Raw genomic sequence first — 25,605 nt, 5'->3', positions numbered from 1 at the left:
ATAACAGGTCTTGACAAAGGATTTTACGCAAACGATTACCTCCACAGCACACAAGGCTTTGGAGAATAAAGAGATGGCGAATTTCAACGGATTTCTTTTCAGGTTTGTGATGCAGATTTTTCACGTTGTAACCTTTACAACGCAAAGTTACAAAGAACCATTTACAATGCAGGGGTATTTTTTATAAGATGTATTTGACATACATCATTAAAGTCTCAGATAAAGGAAGACCGTATGCTTGACGCACAAACCATCGCTACAGTGAAAGCCACCATCCCCTTGCTGGTTGAAACAGGTCCGAAACTGACCGCTCATTTCTACGATCGCATGTTTACGCATAACCCAGAGCTGAAAGAAATTTTCAACATGAGTAACCAGCGTAATGGCGATCAGCGTGAAGCGTTGTTTAACGCCATTGCCGCGTATGCCAGCAATATCGAAAACCTGCCGGCGCTGCTGCCAGCGGTCGAGAAAATTGCCCAGAAGCATACCAGCTTCCAGATTAAACCCGAGCAATACAACATCGTGGGTGGTCATCTGTTGGCAACGCTGGATGAGATTTTCAGCCCAGGACAAGAAGTACTGGATGCGTGGGGCAAAGCGTATGGAGTGCTGGCTAACGTCTTCATCAACCGTGAAGCGCAGATTTACAGCGAGAACGCCAGCAAAAATGGCGGCTGGGAAGGCACCCGTCCTTTCCGTATCGTGGCCAAAACGCCTCGCAGTGCGCTTATCACCAGCTTTGAGTTCGAACCTGTCGACGGCAAAACCGTTGCTGAATACCACCCGGGACAATATCTGGGCGTTTGGCTGAAGCCAGAAGGCTTCCCACATCAGGAGATTCGTCAGTACTCACTGACCCGTAAACCGAACGGCAAAGGCTACCGTATTGCCGTTAAGCGTGAAGAAGGTGGCCAGGTCTCAACCTGGTTGCACAACCACGCAAATGTGGGTGACGTTGTTCATTTAGCCGCACCTGCGGGCGATTTCTTTATGGATGTCGCCACCGATATCCCCGTTTCACTGATTTCCGCAGGCGTAGGTCAGACCCCAATGCTGGCCATGCTGGATACGCTGGCAAAAGCGAATCATACCGCACAGGTTAACTGGTTCCACGCAGCGGAAAACGGCGACGTGCATGCCTTTGCTGATGAAGTCAACGAACTAGGCAAAACGCTGCCACGCTTTAGTGCACACACCTGGTATCGTGAACCAACCGAAGCCGATCGCGCGAAAGGTACGTTTGACAGTGTTGGGCTGATGGATCTGAACAAACTAGAAGGCGCTATCAGCGACCCGACGATGCAGTTCTATCTGTGCGGCCCGGTTGGCTTTATGCAATTTGCTGCAAAGCAACTGGTCGGTCTGGGTGTGAAAAACGAAAACATTCATTACGAATGCTTCGGCCCACATAAAGTCTTGTAATTAAGTCATGCCTGATGGCGCTGTGCTTATCAGGCCTACGGGAGTGTGTAGGCCGGATAAGGTGTTTACACCGCCATCCGGCAAGCACGGCGCGACTTAGATTGCCGCGTCGTCTTCTTCGCCGGTACGGATACGAATAACACGCGCCACATCGAAGACAAAAATCTTACCGTCACCGATTTTGCCAGTCTGGGCAGTACGAATAATCGTGTCGACACAGGTATCGACAATATCGTCGGTAACCACGATTTCAATTTTTACCTTCGGTAGAAAATCCACCATATATTCCGCGCCACGGTACAGCTCGGTGTGGCCTTTCTGACGGCCAAACCCCTTCACTTCTGTCACTGTCATACCGGTAATGCCGACTTCTGCCAGCGCTTCGCGGACATCGTCCAGCTTGAAGGGTTTAATAATCGCATCAATTTTTTTCATGGTTTTCCTGTCGTTTTTATCGCGTAACCGGTTGCTCACCGTATCATAAATCAGTCGTATTGACGGTGCTACTCTTTAAAGTCGTTTGCATCCAGCTCGTGACGAGAAAGCAATTTATAGAATTCTGTGCGATTGCGTCCCGCCATTCGTGCAGCATGGGTAACATTGCCTTTGGTGATTTGCAGCAGCTTACGCAAGTAGTTGAGCTCAAACTGATTGCGCGCTTCAACAAAGGTTGGCAGCGCCGTATTTTCACCTTCCAGCGCCTGCTCCACCAGCGCGTCACTGATCACCGGCGAAGAAGTTAACGCCACGCACTGTTCAATCACGTTGACCAACTGACGCACGTTGCCCGGCCAACTGGCGGTCATTAAACGTTTCATCGCATCAGTCGAAAAAGCACGGACAAACGGTTTATGCCGTTCGGCTGACTGACGCAGCAAATGGTTTGCCAGCAGTGGTATATCTTCTGTACGCTCAGCCAGCGCCGGGATCTTCAGACTCACCACATTAAGACGGTAATAGAGATCCTCACGAAATTCGCCCCGCGCCATTGCTTTGGGCAGGTCGCGGTGCGTTGCAGAAACAATCCGCACATCAATGTCGATATCGCGATTGCTTCCAAGCGGACGAACTTTACGCTCCTGCAGTACGCGCAGCAATTTAACCTGTAACGGCGCGGGCATGTCGCCTATTTCGTCGAGAAATAACGTCCCGCCTTCTGCAGCCTGAAACAAGCCTTCACGATTGCTCACCGCTCCGGTAAAGGCACCGCGCGCATGACCAAAAAGCTCTGATTCCAGCAGTTGTTCCGGCAACGCCCCGCAGTTTATGGCGATAAAGGGCTTGTGGCTGCGTGGGCTGGCGTTGTGAATCGCCTGGGCAAACACCTCTTTCCCGGTGCCGCTCTGACCATTGATCAATACACTGACATCCGATTGCGCTACCATCCGCGCCTGTTCTAACAAACGCAGCATTAACGGGCTACGGGTAACAATTGATTCACGCCAGCTGTCATCAGTAGCAGGCGCGGACTGTTCCAGCGCACCGTCAATCGCTTTATATAGCGCGTCTTTATCGACCGGCTTGGTGAGAAAGCTGAAAACCCCCTGCTGCGTTGCCGCGACAGCATCGGGAATGGAGCCGTGCGCAGTCAGGATAATGACCGGCATCCCCGGCTGCACTTTCTGGATTTCAGTGAACAGTTGCATGCCGTCCATTTCATCCATGCGCAGGTCGCTAATGACCAGATCCACTTTTTCACGATGTAGTACCCGTAATCCTTCCAGCCCACTTTCTGCAGTGACGACGCTGTAACCTTCGCTGGTCAGCCGCATACCGAGCAATTTCAACAACCCCGGATCGTCATCGACGAGCAGCAAATGCGCGGGCTTGCGGCTTATCATGGCGTGACCTCCCCATCATCAGGCGTCATGAGTTTATCATTACCATGCAACGCATCGGGATTGTAGCTGCCGGCAGGTTTACGGGTGGACAGTTGTCGTTCAATATCGGTCAGGTTTTCCAGCTTACGGGTGGTGAGATCGAGCTGGCTCTGCAAATTCTGTTGCTGTTGGCGCAGCGCATCAAGATCGCTGTCGGATGACTGCTGAAGTTTACTGTAGCGCATACGTTCTTCTGCAAGCTGTAACTGCAGCGTTTGACTACTGCGCCAGACCTGATAAAGCGGACGTACCTGGGCCGGAATTTGCGGGCTTAGCGCATCCAGACGGGTCATTATTTCACGCCTTTCAGGCGGTGTAATGTGGGCGCCATCAAGCAGGATCCCACGCTTAAAAGCGCCCTGCCAGGTATCCGTGAGTTGGGTACTGGCTTCACTGCGTGCCTGAACAGGCATCAGGCGATCGGCACAATCCATGGTCCGCAGCCAGTAGAGCGGGTTGGTATCTGTGGACTGGCCCGACAGCGACCAGATATCCGTGCATTCGGTAGCAAGGTAATCAGCGAGTTGATGAGGCGGGATTTTCTCCTGCGAAGGATCGCCGATAATGTGATTCACCGCGTTTGGAACGCAGCCGACCAGCGCCAGGCATGGCAGACTTGCGAGTAAGACGCGGCGAATAAAATCTCGTTTAAGCATTCGGGCAACAACGTGTGGCATACTCACCAGACTTAGGTTCATTTTAGTGGTTTTTCGATGCAGATAGCGGCAGTTCTATGCGAAAACAAACGCTTTGCACATGCTCATCAACCAAATACAGTTTTCCCCGCATCCGGCGGATACAGTCTCTGGCGATACTCAGTCCCAACCCGCTTCCTTTGACTGCCCCTTTTCGCTGATGGCTACCCTGGAAAAAAGGTTCGAAGATCATCGCCTGCTCTGCTTCTGGAATCGGTGTGCCGGTATTTATGACATCAATGTATACCGTCGAGCCATGCAAACTGCTGCGGATCCAAATGTTACCGGATTCAGCGCCATAGTGCACCGCATTGGAATAAAGATTGTCCAGTACGCTCATTAACAGCATTGGCTCGGCCAGACAAGCGTTTGCCGCCAGCGCAACATCAGTATGTATCATTTTGGCGCGAGCGGGCAGGCTATGTGCTGAAACAACACTTTCCACCAACGGCGCGATTTCAACGCGCTCAAGTTCTACTTCGTCATCCGCCAGCTTGCGGTTGTAATCAAGCAATTGCTCAATCAGCTTTTGCAGATTGCGGCTACTGTCATCCAGAATACCGACAACCTCTTTTTGCTCGGGAGTGAGCGGCCCAACGACCTGATCGGCCAGCAACTCCGTGCCTTCACGCATACTTGCCAGCGGCGTTTTCAGCTCGTGTGAGAGATGGCGTAAAAACTGATGTCGCTGAGACTCAAGCCAGGAAAGACGCTCGCTCAACCAGATTATGCGCTGGCCAACGGAACGCAGTTCCCGGGGGCCTGTAAACAATACGCTATCGCCCAGTGAGCGACCTTCCCCCAGACGGTTAATCATCCGTTCAATACCCTTCACCGGGCCGATAATCATACGGGTAAACAGCAGTACCATCGCCAGACTAACGAGAAACAGTACCAGCGCCTGCCAGCCAAAGAACTGGCCACGTTCGGCAATTTCTTGTTGTAACTGCTGACCGCGCGAGAAGACCACGGTACGTGTGGCCTGCACCATGTCGGTATTCGCATTAGCGAAGGCTTCCAGGCGGGCAGCCGCCTGGCTGTCAGGACCGCTGTTATTACACTGAAGCTGGGCCAGATCGTTGAGATCCTGCCGCAACGCCTTGTAGAGCGTATTGTCCGGTAAAACGCCCGCATGCGCGTCCAGCATGTCGCTATAACGTTTACGCTGGCTCTGGTAAACCTTTGCCAGCGTCGGATCATCCAGCACACAATACTGTCGGTAGCTACGCTCCATCTCCAGCGCGGCGTTGGTCATTGCCTCGCTACGTCGGGCATCAATGAGCGTGGTTCTGTTAGTCAGCGCCGCCTGAGCGCTCAGGGCGTTCAGGCTCTGCCACGCCTGCCAGGCCAGTACGAGCAAAGGAAGCAGGATCAGCAAAAATGCCAGTGTCACCAGCTGACGTAAGGATCGGGGGAAAACAGACCAGCGCTTCAAGGCGTTACTCTCAATAGACGGGAATAAGACGATGCTAACTGAGGGGAACGTCAGATACAACAAAGCCGGGATTAACCCGGCTTTGTTATGGAATAAGGCGGTGCCTAACTCGACGTTTCGCCCGAAGGTTGATATGAGCTTCGCTAATATCAGATGTTGGACGGCAGGCACCTTGTTGTGCGTCATTCGAAGTTTATGTAGCACGTCCCGAAGGGGCTGACATAAGAAGGTGAATGAGCCACTGGTTAATATTATGCAGCATCTGTGCCAATATTCAAAACACTTTATTAACACAATGATAAATATAAGAAATATTAATAATCGTGCAAAAATAAGGGGTGAGTGTTTTTTGTTCACTATGTCGCTAATCAGCAACACTCGCGGTGCTTAAAAACAAAACCATTATAAATCAAATCATTAAGTGTCTCTTTTTGGCGACAAGCCAACCCTGCCAATGTCGGGATTTCCCGACACTTTATTTTTCGGCATAAGCGCTGAGTTTATTGCCGGATGGCGACGGAAACGCCGTATCCGGCCTGCAAGTGCCCTTCCCCGCAGGCCTGATAAGCGCAGCGCCATCAGCCACCCTGTATCCTGGCGACAAAAAAGCCCCTCAAGAGGGGCTTCATGATTTTCGACCAGATTAACCGAGCTGTTTACGCGCATTACGGAAGATGCGCATCCACGGGCTATCCTCGCCCCAGTTTTCCGGGTGCCAGGAGTTGCTCACGGTACGGAATACACGTTCCGGGTGTGGCATCATAATGGTTACACGACCATTTTCGGTGGTAACAGCAGTGATACCGTTTGGCGAACCGTTCGGGTTAGCCGGATAGGTTTCGGTCACCTTACCGAAGTTATCAACGTAGCGCAGTGCCACCAGTCCTTTGCTCTCCAGTCCTGCCAAATGCGCATCGTCACGCACTTCTACGCGACCTTCGCCGTGAGAAACCGCGATTGGCATCTGTGACCCCACCATACCCTGCAGCAGCAGAGACGGGCTTTGTGTCACTTCGACCAGGCTGAAACGCGCTTCAAAGCGATCGGATTGGTTACGCACAAAGCGCGGCCACAGGTCGCTTCCTGGGATCAGCTCGCGCAGGTTAGACATCATCTGACAACCGTTACACACGCCGAGTGCCAGCGTTTGCGGGCGATGGAAGAAGGTTTCGAACTCATCACGAACACGATTGTTGAACAGAATCGACTTCGCCCAACCTTCGCCTGCGCCAAGCACATCACCGTAAGAGAAACCACCACAGGCCACCAGCGCCTGGAAATTCCCCAGACCAATACGGCCGCCCAGCAGATCGCTCATATGAACGTCAATAGCGTCAAAGCCCGCACGGTGGAAAGCTGCCGCCATTTCTACGTGGGAGTTAACGCCCTGTTCGCGCAGCACGGCCACTTTTGGACGCGCACCGATAGCGATATACGGGGCCGCAATATCTTCGTTGATATCAAATGACAGTTTCACGTTTAGGCCAGGATCGGCATCGTTGGTTTTAGCGTCGTGTTCCTGATCGGCACATTCCGGGTTATCGCGTAGACGCTGCATCTGCCAGGTGGTTTCCGCCCACCACATACGCAGGGTAGTACGGCTTTCGCTAAACACCGGCTGACCGTGGGCAGTCAGAGTGAAACGATCGCCGCCTACCGCCTGGCCGAGATAATGTACGCAATCAGCCAGACCGTTCGCCGCCAGAATCGCTTCTACCGCGTCACGGTCAGCGGCGCGAACCTGAATGACAGCCCCCAGCTCTTCATTAAACAGCGCCGCCAGATGATCATCGCCCAGAGTACCGATATCTGCTTCAACGCCACAGTGACCGGTAAAGGCCATTTCTGCCAGCGTAACCAGCAGACCGCCGTCGGAGCGGTCATGGTAAGCCAGTAGCTTACGTTGTGCGACCAACGCCTGAATGGCGTCGTAGAAGCCTTTCAACTGCGTTACATCGCGCACATCGGCAGGTTTGTCGCCCAGTTGACGGTATACCTGTGCCAGCGATGTCGCACCCAGAGCATTGTGACCAAGGCCAAGATCAATTAACAGCAGCGCATTGTCTTCAGTAGACAGCTGCGGCGTGATGGTATGGCGCACGTCTTCCACACGAGCAAAGGCGGTAATCACCAGTGACAGCGGGGAGGTCATTTCACGCTGCTCGTTACCTTCCTGCCAGCGGGTTTTCATCGACATGGAGTCTTTACCCACCGGGATAGTCAGGCCAAGCGCCGGACATAACTCTTCCCCGACGGCTTTTACCGCTTCGTACAGCCCGGCATCTTCACCGGGATGGCCAGCAGCAGCCATCCAGTTTGCTGATAATTTGATACGTTTGATATCGCCAATCTGCGTAGCCGCAATATTGGTTAGCGCTTCACCGACTGCCAGACGCGCAGAGGCGGAGAAGTCCAGCAGCGCGACAGGTGCGCGTTCACCGATGGACATCGCTTCGCCATAGTAGCTATCCAGACTGGCGGTAGTGACCGCACAGTTCGCTACCGGGATCTGCCACGGCCCAACCATTTGGTCACGCGCCACCATCCCGGTGACAGTACGGTCGCCGATGGTAACAAGGAAGGTTTTCTCTGCCACGGTCGGCAGGTGCAGCACGCGGTTTACCGCGTCAGCAATCGTAATATGCTCACGTGTAAGCTGCTCGCCTTTGGCTTTCAGCGTTTGTACGTCGCGGGTCATTTTCGGCGTTTTACCCAGCAGAACGTCCAGCGGCATGTCAATCGGCTGATTGTCGAAGTGGCTATCGCTCAGAGTCAGGTGTTGTTCTTCGGTGGCTTCACCAATCACCGCATAGGGGGCACGCTCGCGCTTACACAGCTCATCAAACAGCGGCAGCTGATCGGCGGCCACCGCCAGCACATAGCGCTCCTGAGATTCGTTACACCAGATTTCCAGCGGGCTCATACCCGGTTCATCACTCAGGATATCGCGCAACTGGAATTTACCGCCACGTCCGCCGTCACTGACCAGCTCCGGCATCGCATTAGACAGGCCGCCCGCGCCCACATCGTGGATGAACAGGATCGGGTTTGCGTCCCCCATTTGCCAGCAACGGTCGATAACTTCCTGGCAGCGACGTTCCATTTCTGGGTTGTCGCGCTGTACAGAAGCAAAATCAAGATCGGCATCAGACTGACCGGACGCCATAGATGATGCAGCCCCACCACCAAGACCGATGTTCATCGCCGGACCGCCAAGGACGATCAGCTTAGCACCCACCACGATCTCGCCTTTCTGTACGTGATCTTCACGGATATTGCCGATCCCACCCGCCAGCATGATCGGTTTATGGTAACCGCGCAGCTCTTCACCGTTATGGCTGTTCACTTTCTCTTCATAGGTGCGGAAGTAGCCCGTCAGCGCAGGACGACCAAATTCGTTGTTAAACGCCGCGCCGCCCAGCGGGCCTTCAGTCATGATGTCCAGTGCGGTGACAATACGGTCCGGCTTGCCAAAATCTTCTTCCCACGGCTGCTCAAAGCCCGGGATACGCAGGTTGGAAACGGAGAAACCCACCAGGCCGGCTTTCGGTTTCGCACCGCGCCCGGTTGCGCCTTCATCACGAATTTCACCGCCAGAGCCCGTTGCGGCACCCGGCCACGGCGAGATCGCCGTCGGGTGGTTATGGGTTTCAACCTTCATCAGGATATGAGCAGGCTCCTGATGGAAATCGTAGCGACCGGTCTGGTGGTCAGCAAAGTAGCGACCCACTTCAGAACCTTCCATCACCGCTGCGTTATCTTTATAGGCAGACAGGACGTGATCCGGCGTGGTTTCGAAGGTGTTTTTGATCATCTTGAACAGCGATTTCGGCTGCTGCTTACCGTCGATCACCCAGTCGGCATTAAAAATCTTATGGCGGCAGTGCTCAGAGTTGGCCTGTGCAAACATGTACAGTTCGATATCGTTCGGGTTGCGTCCCAGTTTGGTGAACGCATCTTGCAGATAGTCGATTTCATCCTCTGCCAGCGCCAGCCCCAGACGCAGGTTAGCGTCAATCAACGCCTGGCGCCCTTCACCCAGCAGGTCAACGCTGGAAACCGGCGCAGGCTGGTGATGAACAAACAGTTTTTCAGCATCGCTCAGCGCAGAGAAAACCGTTTCCATCATGCGGTCATGCAGAATATCGGCAACCGTCAGCCACTGCTCAGCAGTCAGCGTGGAAGCCTCAACATACCAGGCAATGCCACGTTCCAGACGGCTAATTTGTTGCAGGCCGCAGTTATGGGCAATATCAGTCGCTTTAGAAGACCACGGGGAGATGGTGCCCGGGCGGGGCGTGACCAGCAGCAGTTTGCCTTCAGGGGCATGACTGTGAAGAGCAGGACCATATTTCAGCAGACGGGCAAGTTGCGCGCGCTCATCCTCATTTAATGGTGCATTCAGATCGGCAAAATGGACGTACTCGGCGTAAATATTGTGGACCTGGAGGTTGGCAGCCTGAAAACGTGCCAGCAGTTTGTTAATACGGAATGCAGACAGTGCAGGTGAACCACGCAGAATTTCCATCATAAGTCTCTCGTCTTCTAAGCTTTCGGTGTGCCCAAGTGGGGGAAACGGGCGTCATTATAAAGAATCTACCGCGCCGACGAAACCGTTTGCGTCGAAATAAAATCACGACCTTGTCTTATCATCAAATGCGATCTGGTTTCTGAATAAGTTGCCAACTGACGCAAGTTTAAGCAAAATGCCGCTCATTAATGACTAATTCACTTCTTAATCAATACCACAGCACGCAGAGACAACGTACGGTTCAGAGAATTAACTAATTGAAAAAATTAAAGATTAATTATCTGTTCATCGGTATTTTGACGCTGTTGTTGGCAGCGGCCCTCTGGCCATCTATCCCCTGGTTCGGTAAAGCCGACAATCGTATCGCCGCCATTCAGTCGCGGGGAGAGTTGCGCGTCAGTACTATCGACTCACCGCTCACTTACGCCACGCTTAATGGGAAAAAGTTTGGACTGGATTACGAACTGACCAAAGCCTTCGCCAACTACCTGGGTGTGAAGCTGAAAATCACCGTACGCCAGAACATCAGCCAGCTTTTTGACGACCTGGATAACGGTAATGCCGATCTGTTAGCCGCTGGTCTGGTGTATAACAGCGAGCGTGTTAAAAATTATCAGCCGGGTCCGACCTACTATTCCGTATCGCAACAACTGGTGTATCGGGTTGGGCAATATCGACCTCGCAGCCTTGCCAGTGTGACCGAAAATCAGCTGACCATTGCCCCGGGCCACGTGGTGATAAACGACCTCCAGCAGATAAAAGAAAAAAAATACCCGGACCTGAGCTGGAAAGTTGATAAGAAAAAGGGCACCACTGAACTGCTTGATGATGTCATCGCCGGTAAGCTGGACTATACCATCGCTGATTCCGTTGCCATCAGCCTGTACCAGCGTGTACATCCTGAGCTGGCCGTCGCGCTGGATGTCTCCGACGAACAACCCGTTACCTGGTTCAGCCGTCTGGACGATGACAATACGCTGTCCGCTGCCCTGCTGGATTTCTTCAATACCATGAATGAAGACGGCTCGCTTGCGCGGCTGGAAGAAAAGTACCTTGGGCATGGCGATGATTTTGACTATGTTGATACCCGCACCTTCCTGCGTGCGGTTGATAGCGTGTTACCGGATCTGAAGCCACTTTTTGAGAAATATGCGCAGGAAATAGACTGGCGACTGCTCGCGGCAATCTCTTATCAGGAATCACACTGGGACGCCCAGGCAACCTCCCCGACCGGCGTACGCGGTCTGATGATGCTAACCAAAAATACCGCCCAAAGCCTTGGGCTCACTGACCGTACCGATGCCGAACAGAGCATCAGCGGTGGCGCGCGCTACTTACAGGATATGATGAGTAAAGTGCCGGATACCGTCCCTGAAGGAGAACGTATCTGGTTTGCACTCGCCGCTTACAATATGGGCTACGCGCATATGCTGGATGCGCGGGCGCTGACGGTAAAAACCAAAGGCAACCCGAACAGTTGGTCCGATGTAAAACAACGTCTGCCGCTGCTCAGTCAAAAGCCGTATTACAACAAGCTGACCTATGGCTATGCGCGCGGTCACGAAGCCTACGCCTATGTGGAAAATATCCGTAAATACCAGATAAGTCTGGTGGGATACCTGCAAGAGAAAGAAAAGCAGGCAATTGAAACACAGCAACTGGCGCAGGATTACCCGGCGGTATCGCCCGCAGAACTGTTAGGTGAGGAGAAGTTGCCGCTGGCGGCATTCCTGTCTCAGACCTCATCAAGCTATCTGTCGCACACCCCTTCTCTGCTATTTTCGACGCAGAAAAAAGAGCAGAAGTAGTCTTTGAAGGGAGGCCATCGGGCTGATTAGCGCAACGCCCTCAGGCAATCAGCTCGGTATTTACCTGTTGGAGGATTTTTTCAGGGCTTTAATTTCCTGACGACGCATACGGAAAAAATCGCTGAGCAACGTGGCGCATTCATCACGTAACACACCTTCAGTCACGTCAACCCGATGGTTCATGCCTGGATGATGCAGTACGTCCATTAACGAACCAGCAGCCCCCGTTTTCGCATCGCGCGCACCAAAAACCACCCGACCAATACGGCTGTGCACCATCGCACCGGCACACATGACGCACGGTTCCAGTGTGACATACAACGTCGCATCCAGCAGACGGTAGTTTTGTAGCACCATGCCGCCCTGGCGCAACGCCATGATTTCAGCGTGGGCGGTAGGATCATGATGGCCAATCGGCCGATTCCAGCCTTCGCCAATAACGTGGTTGTTGAGTACCAATACTGCACCCACCGGGACTTCACGCTCATCCCAGGCGCGCTTAGCTAACGTTAAAGCATGGCGCATCCAGTATTCGTGGTTAAATTCAACATCAGACAAAGGGGTAACTCCAGTAATAAAAAGCGGACGCATTATACCCGTCATACTCCAAATTGCATGCGCGTTCGCTATTCGAGTTGTTGCAGTTCCCCGCGCGGCGTGACGCGCCAGCGATGCTGGCAAAAAGAGAGCAGTGGATTGTCCTGCTTACTGTCGCTGTAACCGCTGTATAGATGCAATGGCGCGCCAATCTGCTGTTCCAGTTGCGCTACTTTTTCATGCCCCAGACAGCGCAGTGGCAATACCCAGCCACCGTATCCACGCGCCATTTGACTGGCAATCAGATTGACACGCGGCAGCCACGGTGTATCGAAGTAAACCTGCTCCACCAGCGACTGCGGGGAACCGGTGATAAGCCAAATATCAGCATCGGAGCTTAGCAAGTACGTCGTCAGGCGCTGCTGCACGACAGGAAATGCCGTCACATGACCGCGAAACCAGCGCACAAAATCGGCCTGATGTGCCTTCAGGCACGTTTCACTGCGACCAAACGTGCAGCCCCACAAGAGCAGGCTCATGGGCCAGCGGGCAGCGCGCCCTTTAATTAACATTGCCAGCGCAATAATCGGCAACAGAGGCAGCACCAGCAACGCATTTAGCGGTTGGCGACGCAACAGAAAACGTAAGAAACTGCCGAACATATCCTGCTGGTGTAACGTGCCATCCAAATCAAAAAAAACAACGCGACGCTGGTGACTGGTCAAACCTTATTCCTCTGGATCGTTGAACCCCAATAGCCAGGTAAACAGGAACCCGGCAATAACCGCTACCAGATAGCCTAACAGATAGAACATCACTTTTCCGGCAACAATCGTCAGTGCCAGCGGCAATCCCGAGATGCCAAAGGTGATGACCGTCGCCACCTTCCAGTAGCTGATCAGCGCCCCACCTACAGCACCACCGAGGCAGGCACCGATAAACGGCTTGCCTAATGGCAATGTCACACCAAAAATCAGCGGTTCGCCAATACCCAGCAATCCGACCGGCAGCGCGCTTTTAATCACTTTTTTCAGCCGTGCGTTACGGGTTTTCATCAGTACCGCAATAGCCGCACCGATTTGCCCCACTCCTGCCATCGCCAGAATTGGAAAGAGTGCGTTATACCCGTGCGCCTGCACCAGTTCTACATGGATAGGGACCAATCCCTGATGGAGTCCGGTGAGAACCAGTGGCAGAAAGGTGCCTGCCAGCACCGCCCCCACCAGGACGCCACCGCGATCGATAGCCCAGGAAGCGCCATGGGCAATGGATTCGGCTATCCAGCCACCAAGCGGTTGCAGCGCCACAATGGCGATTGTCCCGGTAATAAGGGTGGTCAGCAGTGGATTAAGGATCAGTTCAAGGGACTCCGGCAGCACTTCGCGGAATTTACGCTCAATCCAGCACATCAGCGCCACCACCAGTAGCACCGCGATCACCCCACCGCGTCCCGGCTGCAATGCCTCGCCAAACAAGGTAATTTGCGCCAGTTGCGGGCTGGAAAGAATACCGGCCATCACGCCCCCCATCGCCAGCGAACCGCCAAACACTTTGGCAGTATTCACCCCGACAAGGATGTTCATAATGGCAAACACGGCGCTACCGAAAATCCCTAACAGCCCCAACATATTCGGATAGTGGGTCGCAAAGTCCCCCACGATGTCCGGACGTTTAAGGATGTTAATGATGCCGGTAATCAAACCGGAGGCGATAAACGCCGGAATAAGCGGGATAAAAACGTTAGCCAGTTTGCGCAGCGCGTCACTCATTGGCGCTTTGTACTTCGCTTTGGCCTCTGATTTTGTTCGCTCAATATCCCCCACTCTGGAGCGCTCGCCGCCATCAGCAATCAGGGAACGCATGGCATCGACCACTTTCCCGGCTTTGCCCGGACCAACAATAATCTGGTGCTGCGCCCCCTGCTTCACGTAGCCGCTAACGCCCGGCAGTTGCTTGAGTCGGGAAATATCGAGCTGAGCGTCATCCTGTACTTCCACTCTGACGCGCGTCATACAGTTTTCCAGGCGCAGAATATTTTTCTCTCCGCCCACGCCCAGCAGGATATCGCTGGCAAGCACCGCCGTTTTATCCATATTAACCTCTTAGTGTTCTAACGCCGCGCGTAAAAAACCCTGATGTGCAGCCAGTTTTTCCCGGGCTGCAGTGGCATCGAGCCCCGTGAGAGCCATCAAAATGGCGGGCTTCACATCAAAATCGGTCTGTTTCAGCAGAGCCTGCGCCTGGTCATACGCAATACCGGTGGCTTCCACGACCATGCGACACGCCCGGTCTACCAGCTTAACGTTGGTCGCTTTCATATCCACCATCAGGTTCTGATACACCTTGCCAAACTTCACCATGGCGCCGGTAGAAATCATATTGAGCACCAGTTTTTGCGCAGTACCGGACTTCAGTCGCGTTGACCCTGTCAGGGCCTCTGGGCCAACAACCGGTGATATGGCAATGTCCGCTTCACGCGCGATGGGGGAATCCGGGTTACAGGAAATCGCCACCGTGGTGCAGCCTACGGAACGGGCATATTGCAAACCGCCAATCACATACGGTGTACGCCCGGATGCCGCCAGCCCCACCACCAAATCCTGTGCCATAAGGTTGAGCGAGCGAAGATCATCTTCACCCAGCTGCGGGTTATCTTCTGCACCTTCGACGGCCTTCAACAATGCGCCCGGCCCGCCAGCAATCAGGCCAACAACCCGTCCATGCGGTACACCAAAAGTCGGTGGGCACTCAGACGCATCCAGTACGCCAAGACGCCCACTGGTCCCCGCCCCCATGTAGATAATCCGTCCCCCCGCTTTTAATGCGTCAGCCGCCGCATCAACCGCAAGCGCAACTTCAGTCAGAGTTGCTTTTACAGCAACGGCTACCAGCGTATCCTGTTGATTAAAACGATGAACCAACTCAAGCGTGGATAACGCATCAAGATCCATTGTCTGAGGATTGCGGCTTTCTGAAACTAACGCACCGAGATTCATTTCTTGTTCCTTAGGAATTTTTAATTCATAGTAATCCGTTATAATGGAATATAATATTCATCCAGGCGAGTGAAATTTTGTTTTGTAATCGCCATCACGTTTCGCCCAGGAGACAGCATGAACTGTTTGATTCGCATTCGTCAGCGTTACCCGGACCTCGCGCAAAGCGATAAAAAGCTTGCGGATTACCTCCTTGCACAGCCGGATACTGCGCGTCATCTCAGTTCACAGCAACTCGCTTTTGAAGCGGGCGTCAGCCAGTCCAGCGTCGTGAAGTTCGCACAAAAAATGGGGTTTAAAGGGTTTCCCGCACTGAAACTGGCAATCAGCGAAGCACTGGCCAGTAATCCCAATCCCCATTCTATCCCAGTGCATAATCAGATCCGCGGCGACGACCCAATGCGTCTGGTTGGTGAAAAACTGATTCAGGAGAACGTTGCGGCCATGCACGCCACACTGGATATCAACAGCGAAGAAAAGCTGATGGAAAGCGTCGCCTTGTTACGCTCAGCCCGACGCATTGTTCTGACCGGAATTGGCGCCTCCGGGCTGGTGGCACAGAATTTTGCCTGGAAACTGTTGAAAATTGGTTTTAACGCGGTAGTGGAACGCGATATGCACGCCCTGCTGGCAACGGTACAGGCACTTTCACCGGGCGACCTCCTGTTGGCGATTTCCTATACCGGGGAACGTCGTGAACTCAACCTGGCTGCGGATGAAACATTGCGTACCGGTGCCAAAATCCTTGCCATCACCGGATTTACACCCAATGCCCTGCAACAGCGAGCAAGCCATTGCCTGTATACGATTGCCGAAGAACAAGCGACGCGCAGCGCGGCAATTTCATCGACGCACGCGCAGATGATGCTGACCGATTTACTGTTTATGGCGCTGGTTCAGCAAGATTTAGAACATGCCCCGGAACGAATTCGCCACAGTGAAGCGCTGGTAAAAAAACTGGTCTGAGCAAAGAATGCGCGTATAATGCCCGCCCGATTTGTGATGTTTTGAGAGTTTCCTGATGGCCCTGTTAATCACTAAAAAGTGTATCAATTGCGATATGTGCGAACCCGAATGCCCGAATGAGGCGATTTCAATGGGTGAGAGCATCTACGAGATTAACAGCGACAAATGTACGGAATGCGTAGGCCATTACGACACGCCAACCTGTCAGAAAGTGTGTCCGATCCCCAACACCATTTTGAAAGACCCGGCACATAGCGAAACCGAAGAACAGCTGTGGGATAAGTTTGTATTAATGCATCACGCGGATAAGCTGTAACTCGCCCTGATAGCATGCCGGATGGCGGCGTAAGCGCCTTATCCGGCCTACAAAATCCTGACACTAGCTTTCGATAATCACCGTGGCACAAGCGTAGTGCCGTTCATCGGCCAGCGTCACATGCATATGCGCGACACCCAATTTTTCCGCCAGTTTTAACGCCTCCCCCCATAACCGCAGGCGCGGTTTACCGAGTTCATCGTTGAAGACTTCAAACTGATTAAACGCCAACCCATTGCGAATGCCGGTACCGAAGGCTTTTGCTGCAGCCTCTTTTACCGCAAAGCGCTTTGCCAGAAAACGCACCGGTTGCTGATGCGTTTCCCAGATGGCCCATTCGTTGTCACTCAGGACCCGTCTGGCCAGGCGTTCACCGGAGCGGGAGATCACCGCCTCGATCCGCGCAATCTCCACGATATCCGTGCCTAAACCCAGAATCGCCATTAGCCACGCGCTTCCAGCATCAGACGTTTCATTTCCACTACCGCGTCCTTCAGCCCGCTCATCACCGCACGTCCGATAATGGCATGCCCAATGTTTAGCTCGTGCATTTCCGGGATCCGCGCAATGGCTTTAACGTTATGGTACGTCAAACCGTGACCGGCATTCACCTTCAGGCCCAAACTGGCTGCAAAAGTCGCCGCGTTAGCAATACGCGCCAGCTCACTCGCCTGTTCAGCATCGGTTTTCGCATCCGCATAGCAACCGGTATGAATTTCAATGAATGGAGCGCCCACGTCGGCAGCCGCTTTAATTTGTTCTTCATCCGCATCGATAAACAACGAGACCAGAATTCCGGCATCAGCCAGTCGCTTGCAGGCATCGCGCATTTTGTCGCGCTGCCCCGCAACGTCCAGCCCCCCTTCCGTCGTGACTTCCTGACGTTTTTCCGGCACCAGGCAGCAAAAATGCGGCTTCGTCTCTACGGCGATAGCCAACATTTCTTCGGTTACCGCCATTTCCAGATTCATTCGCGTATCCAGCGTCTGGCGCAGAATACGTACGTCGCGGTCGGTAATATGGCGACGGTCTTCACGCAGGTGTACGGTGATGCCATCCGCTCCGGCCTGTTCAACGATAAACGCGGCCTGAACCGGGTCCGGATATGCGGTACCACGAGCATTACGTAAAGTGGCAATGTGATCAATGTTGACGCCTAACAGTAATTCAGCCATGACAATCCTCGTTATTTTATTTTCGCTTCGGCAGAAACTGCCGGAATAATTCGCGGCTCTTTAAGGGCTTACCACCAAGATACGGCTTTAAGGCCATACGGGTAAAGCGTTTCGCAGCACGCAGCGTGTCAGCATCCGGAAATTCACGCGATTCAAGCGCTTTCAGATGGCGTCCGGTAAAGGTGCTGTTATCGATGACGACACTGGCGATAAATCCTTTTTCTTCACGATAGCGGTAGGTCATGGTGTCATCTACCGGCTCGCCGCTGCCCGCACAGTGGGTGAAATCCACGCCGTAACCCAGGTGGTTAAGTAAGGCCAGTTCAAAGCGACGCAGCGCCGGCTCTGGCGAACCTGTCGCGCCAGCCAGTGCCTGAATGCAGTTCAGGTAGTCGAAAAAGAGTTCAGAAAAACGGGTTTCATACTCAAGCACGCGCGAGATGAGTTCATTGATGTACAGGCCGCTGTACAACGTGATACCGCTAAGGGGGAGTGCCAAAGATACGGCTTCCGCGCTGCGTAAGGTTTTCACCTCACCGCGGCCGCCAAAGCGAAGTAACAACGGGGTAAAAGGCTGGAGTGCGCCTTTCAGATTGGAACGTTTAGAACGTGCGCCTTTGGCGACAAGGCGCACGCGGCCAGACTCTTCCGTGAAGACATCCAGCACGAGACTGGTTTCGCTCCAGGGGCGACTATGTAAGACAAAGGCGCGTTGCCATCCTTCCATCATACCCGCCGTCTTTCAAGCTGCAGGTGTGTTGGCCGCGCCCACTCACCCCAATCACTTACTTGAGTAAGCTCCCGGAGATTCGCGGCCTTAGCGCCGCCCAGCACCTCGAAAGCCATAGCCTGTGTGAAATTAGACGTCGTCGCCGTAACCGAGACTGCGCAGCGCACGTTCGTCATCGGCCCAGCCGGATTTCACTTTCACCCACAACTCCAGGTGTACAGGCGCTTCGAACATCTCCTGCATGTCTTTACGGGCTTCAATGCCGATGGTTTTGATTTTGGCGCCTTTATTACCAATCACCATCTTCTTCTGCCCTTCACGCTCAACGAGGATCAGACCGTTGATATCGTAACCGCCGCGCTCGTTGGAAATAAAACGTTCAATTTCGACGGTGACAGAATAAGGCAGCTCAGCACCCAGGAAACGCATCAGTTTTTCGCGGATGATCTCAGAGGCCATAAAACGCTGGGAGCGATCGGTGATGTAATCTTCCGGGAAGTGATGAATCGCTTCCGGCAGATGTTTACGCACGATACCCGCGATAGTATCAACATTCAGTCCAGTTTCGGCAGACATCGGGACGATATCAAGGAAATTCATCTGGCTTGCCAGGAACTGCAGGTGCGGCAACAGATCGGCCTTTTCCTGGACGTTATCCACTTTATTGACAGCCAGAATAACCGGGACCTTACCGTCACGCAGCTTGTTGAGCACCATCTCATCGTCCGGCGTCCAGCGCGTACCTTCCACGACAAAGATGACCAGCTCAACGTCACCGATAGAACTGCTTGCCGCTTTGTTCATCAGCCGGTTGATGGCGCGTTTCTCTTCCATATGCAGACCCGGGGTATCGACATAAATCGCCTGATACGCGCCTTCGGTATGGATACCAACAATACGGTGACGAGTTGTCTGTGCCTTACGTGAGGTAATGGAAATCTTCTGCCCAAGCAGATTATTCAACAGGGTGGATTTGCCGACGTTCGGGCGACCGACGATGGCAATAAATCCGCAGTAAGTTTTCTCTTCGCTCATTCCAGCTCCAGTTTTTTCAACGCCTGTTCGGCGGCAGCCTGCTCAGCCTTACGTCGGCTCGAACCTGTGCCAACCACCGGTTCACTCAGGCCGCTGACCTGGCAGTGGATTGTAAATTCTTGATCGTGCGCTTCGCCACGGACCTGCACCACCAGATAAGACGGCAGCGGCAGGTGGCGGCCCTGCAAATATTCCTGCAAGCGCGTTTTCGGATCTTTTTGTTTGTCGCCCGGACTAATTTCGTCCAGACGCGTTTGATACCAGTTCAGGATCAGTTGTTCAACTGTCTGAATATCGCTGTCGAGGAAGACCCCTCCGATCAACGCTTCGACGGTATCCGCCAGAATTGATTCGCGACGAAAACCGCCGCTTTTCAGTTCACCCGGTCCCAGGCGTAAACATTCACCGAGGTCAAATTCACGGGCTAATTCAGCCAGCGTATTTCCACGCACCAGCGTGGCGCGCATGCGGCTCATGTCACCTTCATCCACACGCGGGAAACGGTGATACAGCGCATTCGCAATAACAAAGCTCAAAATAGAGTCGCCTAAAAATTCTAAACGCTCGTTATGTTTGCTGCTGGCACTACGGTGAGTTAATGCCTGCTGCAACAGCTCCTGATGATTAAAAGTGTAGCCCAGCTTCCGTTGAAGCCGATTAATTACGATGGGATTCATGCGATACCAATAAATGAATGCGTCAACAATTCAGCACACGAAACAGACCTGATATACACCCGTCATTAGAGAGACCAATGCTGTTTCGTGTGCCGTGGCAACCTGACGGTGCCAACCTAAAACTTCGGGGGAATATTCTATACACAACGACAAGGGATGTCGTTAGTCTGAGGGAATTAATCCGAGAAATAATTCACGCTGTCGTTATTAAGACGACAGCGTGAACAATTATCAGCAATTAGTGGATGCCACCAATGCGGCTCAAACGAACGCCGGTTGGCCACTCACCTTCTTGTTTGTCGAAACTCATCCAGATTGCGGTCGCTTTACCTACCAGATTCGCTTCCGGTACAAATCCCCAATAACGGCTGTCCGCACTGTTGTCACGGTTATCACCCATCATGAAGTAATGCCCCGGTGGAACGATCCAGGTTGCCAGTTGTTGACCAGGCTGGCGGTAATACATCCCTACCTGATCCTGTGCAATTGGCACGGTCAGAATGCGATGTGTTACCTCACCCAGCGTTTCTTTACGCTCGGTCAGGCGAATACCGTTGTCTTTCGTTTCGTTCAGCGGAACCTCAAAGAAACCGCTAGTCGCTTCCCCGCCGTTACGGCGAGCAAACGTCTGCACAAAATCGCTTGGCTGAACATCGGAATAGGTTACCGGCAGCGCGTTTTCACACGCCTGACCAGAACTGCATCCTGGCTGAATAGTGACCTCTTTCGCCACCGGATCGTACGTCACTTTATCTCCCGGTAAACCGACAGCGCGTTTGATGTAGTCCAGACGCGGATCTTCCGGGTATTTAAATACCACGATGTCACCGCGTTTCGGGTGGCCTGTTTCGACTAGCGTTTTCTGATAAATAGGATCTTTAATTCCGTAGGCAAATTTCTCTACCAGAATAAAATCACCAATCAACAGTGTTGGCATCATCGAACCCGACGGGATCTGGAAGGGTTCATAAATAAATGAACGCACCACCAGCACAATAGCCAGTACCGGGAAAACGGATGCACCGGTTTCCAGCCAGCCCGGCTTAGGGGCAACTTTTTTCAGCGTCGCTTTATCCAGTGAATCACCTGCAGCGGCCTGTGCCGCAGCCTGGCGCTCCCGGCGTTTTGGCGCGAAGACAAACTTATCTACGCACCATAAAATGCCCGTCACCAGTGTGGCAATCACCAGAATCAGGGCAAACATGTTCGCCATGCCAACTCCTTAAGATTATTTGCTGTCTTTACCGACATGCAGAATAGCGAGGAAGGCTTCCTGCGGCAGTTCGACGTTACCGATCTGCTTCATTCGCTTTTTACCCTCTTTCTGTTTTTGCAGCAGTTTTTTCTTACGGCTGATATCACCACCGTAGCACTTAGCCAGAACGTTTTTACGCAGTTGCTTAACCGTTGAACGCGCAATGATGTGCGTACCAATGGCCGCCTGAATTGCGATATCAAATTGCTGGCGAGGGATCAGATCTTTCATCTTCTCGACCAGTTCACGGCCACGGCTCTGGGAGTTATCGCGGTGAGTAATCAGCGCCAGTGCATCGACGCGTTCGTTGTTGATGAGAACATCAACACGTACCATGTCGGAGGCCTGGAAACGTTTGAAGTTATAATCCAGCGACGCGTAGCCACGAGAGGTTGACTTCAGACGATCGAAGAAGTCGAGGACCACTTCTGCCATTGGAATTTCATAGGTCAGCGCAACCTGGTTACCGTGGTAAACCATGTTGGTCTGTACACCACGCTTCTCGATACACAGCGTAATAACGTTACCGAGGTATGCCTGCGGCAACAGCATGTGACATTCAGCAATCGGTTCGCGCAGTTCGTAGATATTGTTCAGCGGCGGCAGCTTGGACGGGCTATCGACGTAGATAGTCTCTTTCGCGGTGGTTTCCACTTCGTAAACTACGGTCGGCGCGGTGGTGATCAGATCAAGATCGTATTCACGTTCCAGACGTTCCTGAATGATCTCCATGTGCAGCAGACCCAGGAAGCCACAGCGGAAGCCGAAGCCCAGCGCGGTAGAGCTTTCCGGCTCGTAGAACAGGGAAGCATCGTTCAGGCTCAGCTTACCAAGCGCATCACGGAAGTTTTCGTAGTCGTCGGAGCTAACCGGGAACAGACCCGCGTAAACCTGCGGCTTCACTTTTTTAAAGCCAGGCAGGGGTTTATCCGCCGGGTTACGAGCCAATGTCAGGGTATCGCCTACCGGTGCGCCGAGGATGTCTTTAATGGCGCAAACTAACCAACCCACCTCGCCACACTTCAGTTCGGTACGGTCAACCTGTTTCGGCGTAAAGATGCCCAGACGGTCGGCATTGTAGACCTGACCGGTGCTCATCACTTTGATTTTGTCGCCTTTACGCATGGTTCCGTTTTTAATACGGACCAGCGAGACCACACCGAGATAGTTGTCGAACCAGGAGTCGATGATCAGTGCCTGTAACGGGCCTTCCGGGTCACCTTCCGGCGGCGGAATATCACGTACCAGACGTTCAAGAACGTCAGTCACGCCAACCCCGGTTTTCGCCGAGCAACGGACAGCGTCAGCCGCATCGATACCGACGATATCTTCAATCTCTTCCGCCACGCGCTCTGGATCGGCGGCTGGCAGGTCAATTTTGTTCAGCACCGGCACAACTTCCAGATCCATTTCCATGGCGGTATAGCAGTTAGCCAGTGTTTGCGCTTCAACACCCTGCCCGGCATCAACGACCAGCAGTGCGCCTTCACAGGCGGCAAGCGAGCGAGAAACTTCATAAGAGAAGTCAACGTGGCCCGGCGTGTCGATAAAGTTAAGCTGGTAGGTTTCACCATCAGATGCTTTGAAATCGAGCGTCACGCTCTGCGCTTTGATAGTAATACCGCGCTCACGCTCAAGATCCATCGAGTCGAGAACCTGCGCTTCCATTTCACGGTCAGACAGGCCACCGCAGATCTGGATAATACGGTCAGACAGCGTCGATTTACCGTGGTCGATGTGAGCTATGATTGAAAAGTTACGTATGTTCTTCATATAGTGTAATTATTGTGCCTTACGCCTGCCTGAGCAGGCTCTGAGAAGTCGCTGTTCTGAGCTTAACGTCTGTTTTAGTGAAACGCCGCATTCTACACTACATCGCCGAGGCGAGGAAATGTTCATAGAGCAAGGATAGCGGGAACTGGAAACGGCATCGCTTTTCTGATGTAAAACATCGTAAGAGAAGCGTGATGCCCGATGGCACAAGCTTATCGGGCTTACTGATCGTTTGTAGGCCGGATAAGGCGAAGCCGCCATCCGGCAAGAATATCATGGGGTCGTTTCGGTAGATGGTGTTTCAACGCGAATCAGATCAGGCGGGAGAGCAATGTTGAGAATAACCGGTTGCCAGGCTTCGCGCTCAGCAAGCTTACGGGAATATCCTCGCGCAATCAGGAATCCCCCCACGCCGCCCAGTATCGCCCCGCTTAGTGCGGCGATATCGCTGCCAAACAGCACCTGAAACAGCGCAGCAAAAATAAAGAGTCCCGCCAGCGGAGACATATAAACCAGCATCGCCGAACCTAACAGACTCCCTTCGGCAATACCCAGTTCAACTTTTTGCCCTGGCGTCAGCGGTTCATCGCTGGGTACCACAATAGTATGTGTTGTTTGCGGCCCCAGTTTGTTCAGCACACGACTGCCACATCCCGCCCGCGACGCGCAGCTGCTACACGATGCTTTAACATCGCAGCTGACCGTCGCCAGACCATTTTGCCAGGAAACAACCGTTGCCCATTCCTTAATCATTGCGCTGCCCTGAACTTAATATTGTCCGCGATACGTTTTGCCGTTTGCGGCGGGAGCTCGCCCACAATGGTTATTTCGGCGTTATCCCGAACGGTAGTACTGACCGTTCGGCGTCCGGTGCGCAGCAGTTGATCGGCGCTGTTTTGCGAGGCGCGGTTCACGTTCACAGAAAAACTGAACAGGCCATCAGAATACAGACGTGATTCAATCGGCATGTTATCCATTGTCGGCAGTGGACGTCGGCTACTGGAGACCTCACTGAATCCTTGTGGTAACCACGATGGACTCCAGTTGAAGTTAGTTTTCTCTCCCGCCGGAACAGACAGTAACGGCGGAAGATTTGCTTTCGCCAGCGTCTGCATGCTGTCGCTAACCCCACTATTGACGGTAAAGGCGATAACGCGGAATTGTTCCAGCGTTTCGCCATCCCGATCGAGGAGATCGACACGCATTGGCAGCTTGGTTTCGGTGTCCATCCAGACGATGTAGCTGTAACGCGTACCGTCACGCGCTACCACGCGGATAACTTCACAGAGTCGGTCTGCAATACGCGTGCGGCCTACCGCGATAAAATCATAGTAGGGAGCAAGACGTTTAAAGTCGGTGTAAATCAGGGATGGCAGAGAATCAACGATATAGTCGCCATTCAGCGTGAACGGTTCGAGTCCTGGCTCAAAGTAACTGATTTCGTTGCCACGTTGCACCACTTCCCGGCGCGGTCCATCCATTTGCAACAACTGTGCAAGAGGGCGGTTGTCCTGGCGGGCATGGCGATAACGTAGGGATTCAACGCCCTGTTTATTGATGCTGACAAATGACAGCTCATAGGTGAGCGACTGGCTGGCCAGATTCATCTGCTGCAACAACGCCCCGGACGCAGGATTGGCCGAGGCGTTTACAGAGAAGAACAGGCTACCAGCCACAAGTGACATGGCAAACCAAAGTTGCTTCATTACTGCGATTGCGTTCCTAAAGTTTGAATTCCTGGCACCTGGACAGCGGCTTGCTGTGTTTGCGCCTGCTCAAACTGAAGCTGTTCGGAGTGCAGTCGACGTTGCAGTTCGTAATCCTGCAACATGGCATTAATACGACGACGCTGCTCCTGTACCTGCTGTTGCTGACCGCCACTGGCTGTCGCGTCAGAAGGTACACCCAGGCTCACCGGACTGGCTTTACCCATCATCGGTAAGGTATTAAATACCGGCGTTTCGGGCTGCTGGGACGTTTCAGATTGTCCATTATAGTGCTGGACGCCAACAATAACTGCAAGTGATACACACGCGGCCACACCCATCTGGGTAAGCTGCGCGGCCCACGGACGCATTTTCTTCCAGAATGGCATTTTCTGCCACTGATGCGGTGCTGGCTGGGCCTCAGGGATCAATGGCGCCGCCTGACGTACGGGCTCATCTGCGATGGCAGCCATTACGCGGTCGGAAATATCGAAATGGAGAACGTCGGCGGTATCACCTCGCATAGAATCGCGGATCAGGTGATAACTCTCCCAGGTTTTTTGCATTTCCGGGTCATGAGTCAACTCTTTAAGTAACTCAGTGTCCAGCGTTTCGCCATCCATTAAAGCGGAAAGTTTTTCTTTCTGCATGCCTAATACCTTTTC

23 protein-coding genes are annotated in these 25,605 nt (G+C 53.1%); 4 read left to right on the top strand and 19 right to left on the bottom strand.

The features are described 5' to 3' along the window. The first annotated feature begins 234 nt into the window (after positions 1 to 234). Positions 235 to 1,425, top strand: a complete 1,191-nt coding sequence (hmpA, locus tag OGX95_RS06670) for an NO-inducible flavohemoprotein (protein ID WP_286628855.1) — start codon at positions 235 to 237, stop codon at positions 1,423 to 1,425. A gap of 96 nt (positions 1,426 to 1,521) precedes the next feature. Here hmpA and glnB read toward each other — a convergent pair whose 3' ends face one another. The 5 genes from glnB to purL all read right to left on the bottom strand — a co-directional run bounded on the left by glnB (position 1,522) and on the right by purL (position 9,966). Next, positions 1,522 to 1,860 (bottom strand): nitrogen regulatory protein P-II, encoded by a 339-nt coding sequence (glnB, locus tag OGX95_RS06665; RefSeq protein ID WP_002914032.1) that lies wholly within the window; start codon positions 1,858 to 1,860, stop codon positions 1,522 to 1,524. A gap of 68 nt (positions 1,861 to 1,928) precedes the next feature. Continuing rightward, entirely contained in the window at positions 1,929 to 3,263 is a 1,335-nt protein-coding gene (gene glrR, locus OGX95_RS06660) for a two-component system response regulator GlrR (protein ID WP_353655422.1), read from the bottom strand. After that, positions 3,263 to 3,982, bottom strand: a complete 720-nt coding sequence (qseG, locus tag OGX95_RS06655; protein WP_286628853.1) for a two-component system QseEF-associated lipoprotein QseG — start codon at positions 3,980 to 3,982, stop codon at positions 3,263 to 3,265. The genes glrR and qseG overlap by 1 nt, the downstream gene beginning before the upstream one ends. A 22-nt stretch (positions 3,983 to 4,004) precedes the next feature. Further along, a complete protein-coding gene (gene qseE / locus OGX95_RS06650; protein ID WP_286629307.1) occupies positions 4,005 to 5,435 on the bottom strand; it encodes a two component system sensor histidine kinase QseE/GlrK in 1,431 nt (476 codons plus the stop codon). A gap of 643 nt (positions 5,436 to 6,078) precedes the next feature. Continuing rightward, positions 6,079 to 9,966, bottom strand: a complete 3,888-nt coding sequence (purL, locus tag OGX95_RS06645; protein ID WP_286628852.1) for a phosphoribosylformylglycinamidine synthase — start codon at positions 9,964 to 9,966, stop codon at positions 6,079 to 6,081. Between the two features lie 257 nt (positions 9,967 to 10,223). Here purL and mltF point away from each other — a divergent pair, with 257 nt between their 5' ends. Then, positions 10,224 to 11,774 carry a membrane-bound lytic murein transglycosylase MltF gene (mltF, locus tag OGX95_RS06640; protein ID WP_286628851.1) on the top strand — a complete coding sequence of 517 codons (1,551 nt, stop codon included), beginning with the start codon at positions 10,224 to 10,226 and terminating at the stop codon, positions 11,772 to 11,774. 60 nt (positions 11,775 to 11,834) lie between these two features. Here mltF and tadA read toward each other — a convergent pair whose 3' ends face one another. From tadA to murQ, 4 genes are read right to left on the bottom strand one after another with little or no spacing between them, the layout of a single operon-like run. Next, the gene (gene tadA / locus OGX95_RS06635) at positions 11,835 to 12,365 is read right to left on the bottom strand and encodes a tRNA adenosine(34) deaminase TadA (RefSeq protein ID WP_286628850.1); all 531 of its coding nucleotides are present in this window, start codon (positions 12,363 to 12,365) and stop codon (positions 11,835 to 11,837) included. A 35-nt stretch (positions 12,366 to 12,400) separates the two neighbouring features. Then, complete coding sequence (yfhb, locus tag OGX95_RS06630; protein ID WP_286628849.1) at positions 12,401 to 13,036, bottom strand: phosphatidylglycerophosphatase C; 636 nt, start codon at positions 13,034 to 13,036, stop codon at positions 12,401 to 12,403. Between the two features lie 3 nt (positions 13,037 to 13,039). Next, entirely contained in the window at positions 13,040 to 14,404 is a 1,365-nt protein-coding gene (locus OGX95_RS06625) for a PTS transporter subunit EIIC (protein WP_286628847.1), read from the bottom strand. Positions 14,405 to 14,413: 9 nt separating this feature from the next. Next, positions 14,414 to 15,307, bottom strand: coding sequence for an N-acetylmuramic acid 6-phosphate etherase (murQ, locus tag OGX95_RS06620; protein ID WP_286628845.1), 894 nt, complete (start codon positions 15,305 to 15,307; stop codon positions 14,414 to 14,416). A gap of 117 nt (positions 15,308 to 15,424) precedes the next feature. On the opposite strand from murQ, the gene OGX95_RS06615 reads away from it, so the two are divergent. Together OGX95_RS06615 and OGX95_RS06610 are read left to right on the top strand one after the other, a co-directional pair. After that, on the top strand, positions 15,425 to 16,273 hold the full coding sequence (locus tag OGX95_RS06615; protein ID WP_048210891.1) for a MurR/RpiR family transcriptional regulator: 849 nt from the start codon (positions 15,425 to 15,427) through the stop codon (positions 16,271 to 16,273). Between the two features lie 55 nt (positions 16,274 to 16,328). After that, entirely contained in the window at positions 16,329 to 16,589 is a 261-nt protein-coding gene (locus OGX95_RS06610; protein WP_137383471.1) for a YfhL family 4Fe-4S dicluster ferredoxin, read from the top strand. A gap of 63 nt (positions 16,590 to 16,652) precedes the next feature. On the opposite strand, the gene acpS is transcribed toward OGX95_RS06610, so the two are convergent. The 10 genes from acpS to rseA form a co-directional block, all read right to left on the bottom strand. After that, a complete protein-coding gene (acpS, locus tag OGX95_RS06605) occupies positions 16,653 to 17,033 on the bottom strand; it encodes a holo-ACP synthase (RefSeq protein WP_005130319.1) in 381 nt (126 codons plus the stop codon). Further along, positions 17,033 to 17,764 carry a pyridoxine 5'-phosphate synthase gene (gene pdxJ / locus OGX95_RS06600; RefSeq protein WP_286628843.1) on the bottom strand — a complete coding sequence of 244 codons (732 nt, stop codon included), beginning with the start codon at positions 17,762 to 17,764 and terminating at the stop codon, positions 17,033 to 17,035. Before pdxJ ends, acpS begins: the two co-directional genes overlap by 1 nt. Positions 17,765 to 17,780: 16 nt before the next feature. After that, positions 17,781 to 18,491, bottom strand: a complete 711-nt coding sequence (gene recO / locus OGX95_RS06595) for a DNA repair protein RecO (RefSeq protein WP_286629306.1) — start codon at positions 18,489 to 18,491, stop codon at positions 17,781 to 17,783. Positions 18,492 to 18,623: 132 nt separating this feature from the next. After that, positions 18,624 to 19,529 carry a GTPase Era gene (gene era / locus OGX95_RS06590; RefSeq protein WP_286628842.1) on the bottom strand — a complete coding sequence of 302 codons (906 nt, stop codon included), beginning with the start codon at positions 19,527 to 19,529 and terminating at the stop codon, positions 18,624 to 18,626. Continuing rightward, positions 19,526 to 20,206, bottom strand: coding sequence for a ribonuclease III (gene rnc, locus OGX95_RS06585; RefSeq protein WP_003037579.1), 681 nt, complete (start codon positions 20,204 to 20,206; stop codon positions 19,526 to 19,528). The genes era and rnc overlap by 4 nt, the downstream gene beginning before the upstream one ends. A gap of 238 nt (positions 20,207 to 20,444) precedes the next feature. After that, on the bottom strand, positions 20,445 to 21,419 hold the full coding sequence (gene lepB, locus OGX95_RS06580; RefSeq protein ID WP_286628840.1) for a signal peptidase I: 975 nt from the start codon (positions 21,417 to 21,419) through the stop codon (positions 20,445 to 20,447). A gap of 15 nt (positions 21,420 to 21,434) precedes the next feature. Next, positions 21,435 to 23,234, bottom strand: coding sequence for a translation elongation factor 4 (gene lepA / locus OGX95_RS06575; RefSeq protein ID WP_005130327.1), 1,800 nt, complete (start codon positions 23,232 to 23,234; stop codon positions 21,435 to 21,437). Between the two features lie 273 nt (positions 23,235 to 23,507). Beyond that, positions 23,508 to 23,987: a SoxR-reducing system protein RseC gene (rseC, locus tag OGX95_RS06570; RefSeq protein WP_286628839.1), complete on the bottom strand. Its 480-nt coding sequence runs from the start codon at positions 23,985 to 23,987 to the stop codon at positions 23,508 to 23,510. Beyond that, positions 23,984 to 24,940: a sigma-E factor regulatory protein RseB gene (rseB, locus tag OGX95_RS06565; RefSeq protein ID WP_286628838.1), complete on the bottom strand. Its 957-nt coding sequence runs from the start codon at positions 24,938 to 24,940 to the stop codon at positions 23,984 to 23,986. The genes rseC and rseB overlap by 4 nt, the downstream gene beginning before the upstream one ends. Then, on the bottom strand, positions 24,940 to 25,590 hold the full coding sequence (gene rseA, locus OGX95_RS06560) for an anti-sigma-E factor RseA (protein WP_271440664.1): 651 nt from the start codon (positions 25,588 to 25,590) through the stop codon (positions 24,940 to 24,942). The genes rseB and rseA overlap by 1 nt, the downstream gene beginning before the upstream one ends. Positions 25,591 to 25,605 lie beyond the last annotated feature (15 nt).

This window comes from Citrobacter sp. Cu233, from assembly GCF_030332225.1.
Classification (GTDB): Bacteria; Pseudomonadota; Gammaproteobacteria; order Enterobacterales; family Enterobacteriaceae; genus Citrobacter.
The sequence above is the reverse complement of the archived record's forward strand: the minus strand, read 5'-3'. Positions and strand labels throughout refer to the sequence as shown.

Bases quoted from the DNA above. Each gene is read 5' to 3' on its own strand.
- hmpA (WP_286628855.1), top strand. From the start codon at position 235: ATGCTTGACGCACAAACCATCGCTACAGTGAAAGCCACCATCCCCTTG.
- glnB (WP_002914032.1), bottom strand. From the start codon at position 1,860: ATGAAAAAAATTGATGCGATTATTAAACCCTTCAAGCTGGACGATGTC.
- qseG (WP_286628853.1), bottom strand. From the start codon at position 3,982: ATGCCACACGTTGTTGCCCGAATGCTTAAACGAGATTTTATTCGCCGC.
- purL (WP_286628852.1), bottom strand. From the start codon at position 9,966: ATGATGGAAATTCTGCGTGGTTCACCTGCACTGTCTGCATTCCGTATT.
- tadA (WP_286628850.1), bottom strand. From the start codon at position 12,365: ATGCGTCCGCTTTTTATTACTGGAGTTACCCCTTTGTCTGATGTTGAA.
- OGX95_RS06625 (WP_286628847.1), bottom strand. From the start codon at position 14,404: ATGGATAAAACGGCGGTGCTTGCCAGCGATATCCTGCTGGGCGTGGGC.
- murQ (WP_286628845.1), bottom strand. From the start codon at position 15,307: ATGAATCTCGGTGCGTTAGTTTCAGAAAGCCGCAATCCTCAGACAATG.
- OGX95_RS06615 (WP_048210891.1), top strand. From the start codon at position 15,425: ATGAACTGTTTGATTCGCATTCGTCAGCGTTACCCGGACCTCGCGCAA.
- OGX95_RS06610 (WP_137383471.1), top strand. From the start codon at position 16,329: ATGGCCCTGTTAATCACTAAAAAGTGTATCAATTGCGATATGTGCGAA.
- acpS (WP_005130319.1), bottom strand. From the start codon at position 17,033: ATGGCGATTCTGGGTTTAGGCACGGATATCGTGGAGATTGCGCGGATC.
- pdxJ (WP_286628843.1), bottom strand. From the start codon at position 17,764: ATGGCTGAATTACTGTTAGGCGTCAACATTGATCACATTGCCACTTTA.
- recO (WP_286629306.1), bottom strand. From the start codon at position 18,491: ATGGAAGGATGGCAACGCGCCTTTGTCTTACATAGTCGCCCCTGGAGC.
- era (WP_286628842.1), bottom strand. From the start codon at position 19,529: ATGAGCGAAGAGAAAACTTACTGCGGATTTATTGCCATCGTCGGTCGC.
- rnc (WP_003037579.1), bottom strand. From the start codon at position 20,206: ATGAATCCCATCGTAATTAATCGGCTTCAACGGAAGCTGGGCTACACT.
- lepB (WP_286628840.1), bottom strand. From the start codon at position 21,419: ATGGCGAACATGTTTGCCCTGATTCTGGTGATTGCCACACTGGTGACG.
- lepA (WP_005130327.1), bottom strand. From the start codon at position 23,234: ATGAAGAACATACGTAACTTTTCAATCATAGCTCACATCGACCACGGT.
- rseC (WP_286628839.1), bottom strand. From the start codon at position 23,987: ATGATTAAGGAATGGGCAACGGTTGTTTCCTGGCAAAATGGTCTGGCG.
- rseB (WP_286628838.1), bottom strand. From the start codon at position 24,940: ATGAAGCAACTTTGGTTTGCCATGTCACTTGTGGCTGGTAGCCTGTTC.
- rseA (WP_271440664.1), bottom strand. From the start codon at position 25,590: ATGCAGAAAGAAAAACTTTCCGCTTTAATGGATGGCGAAACGCTGGAC.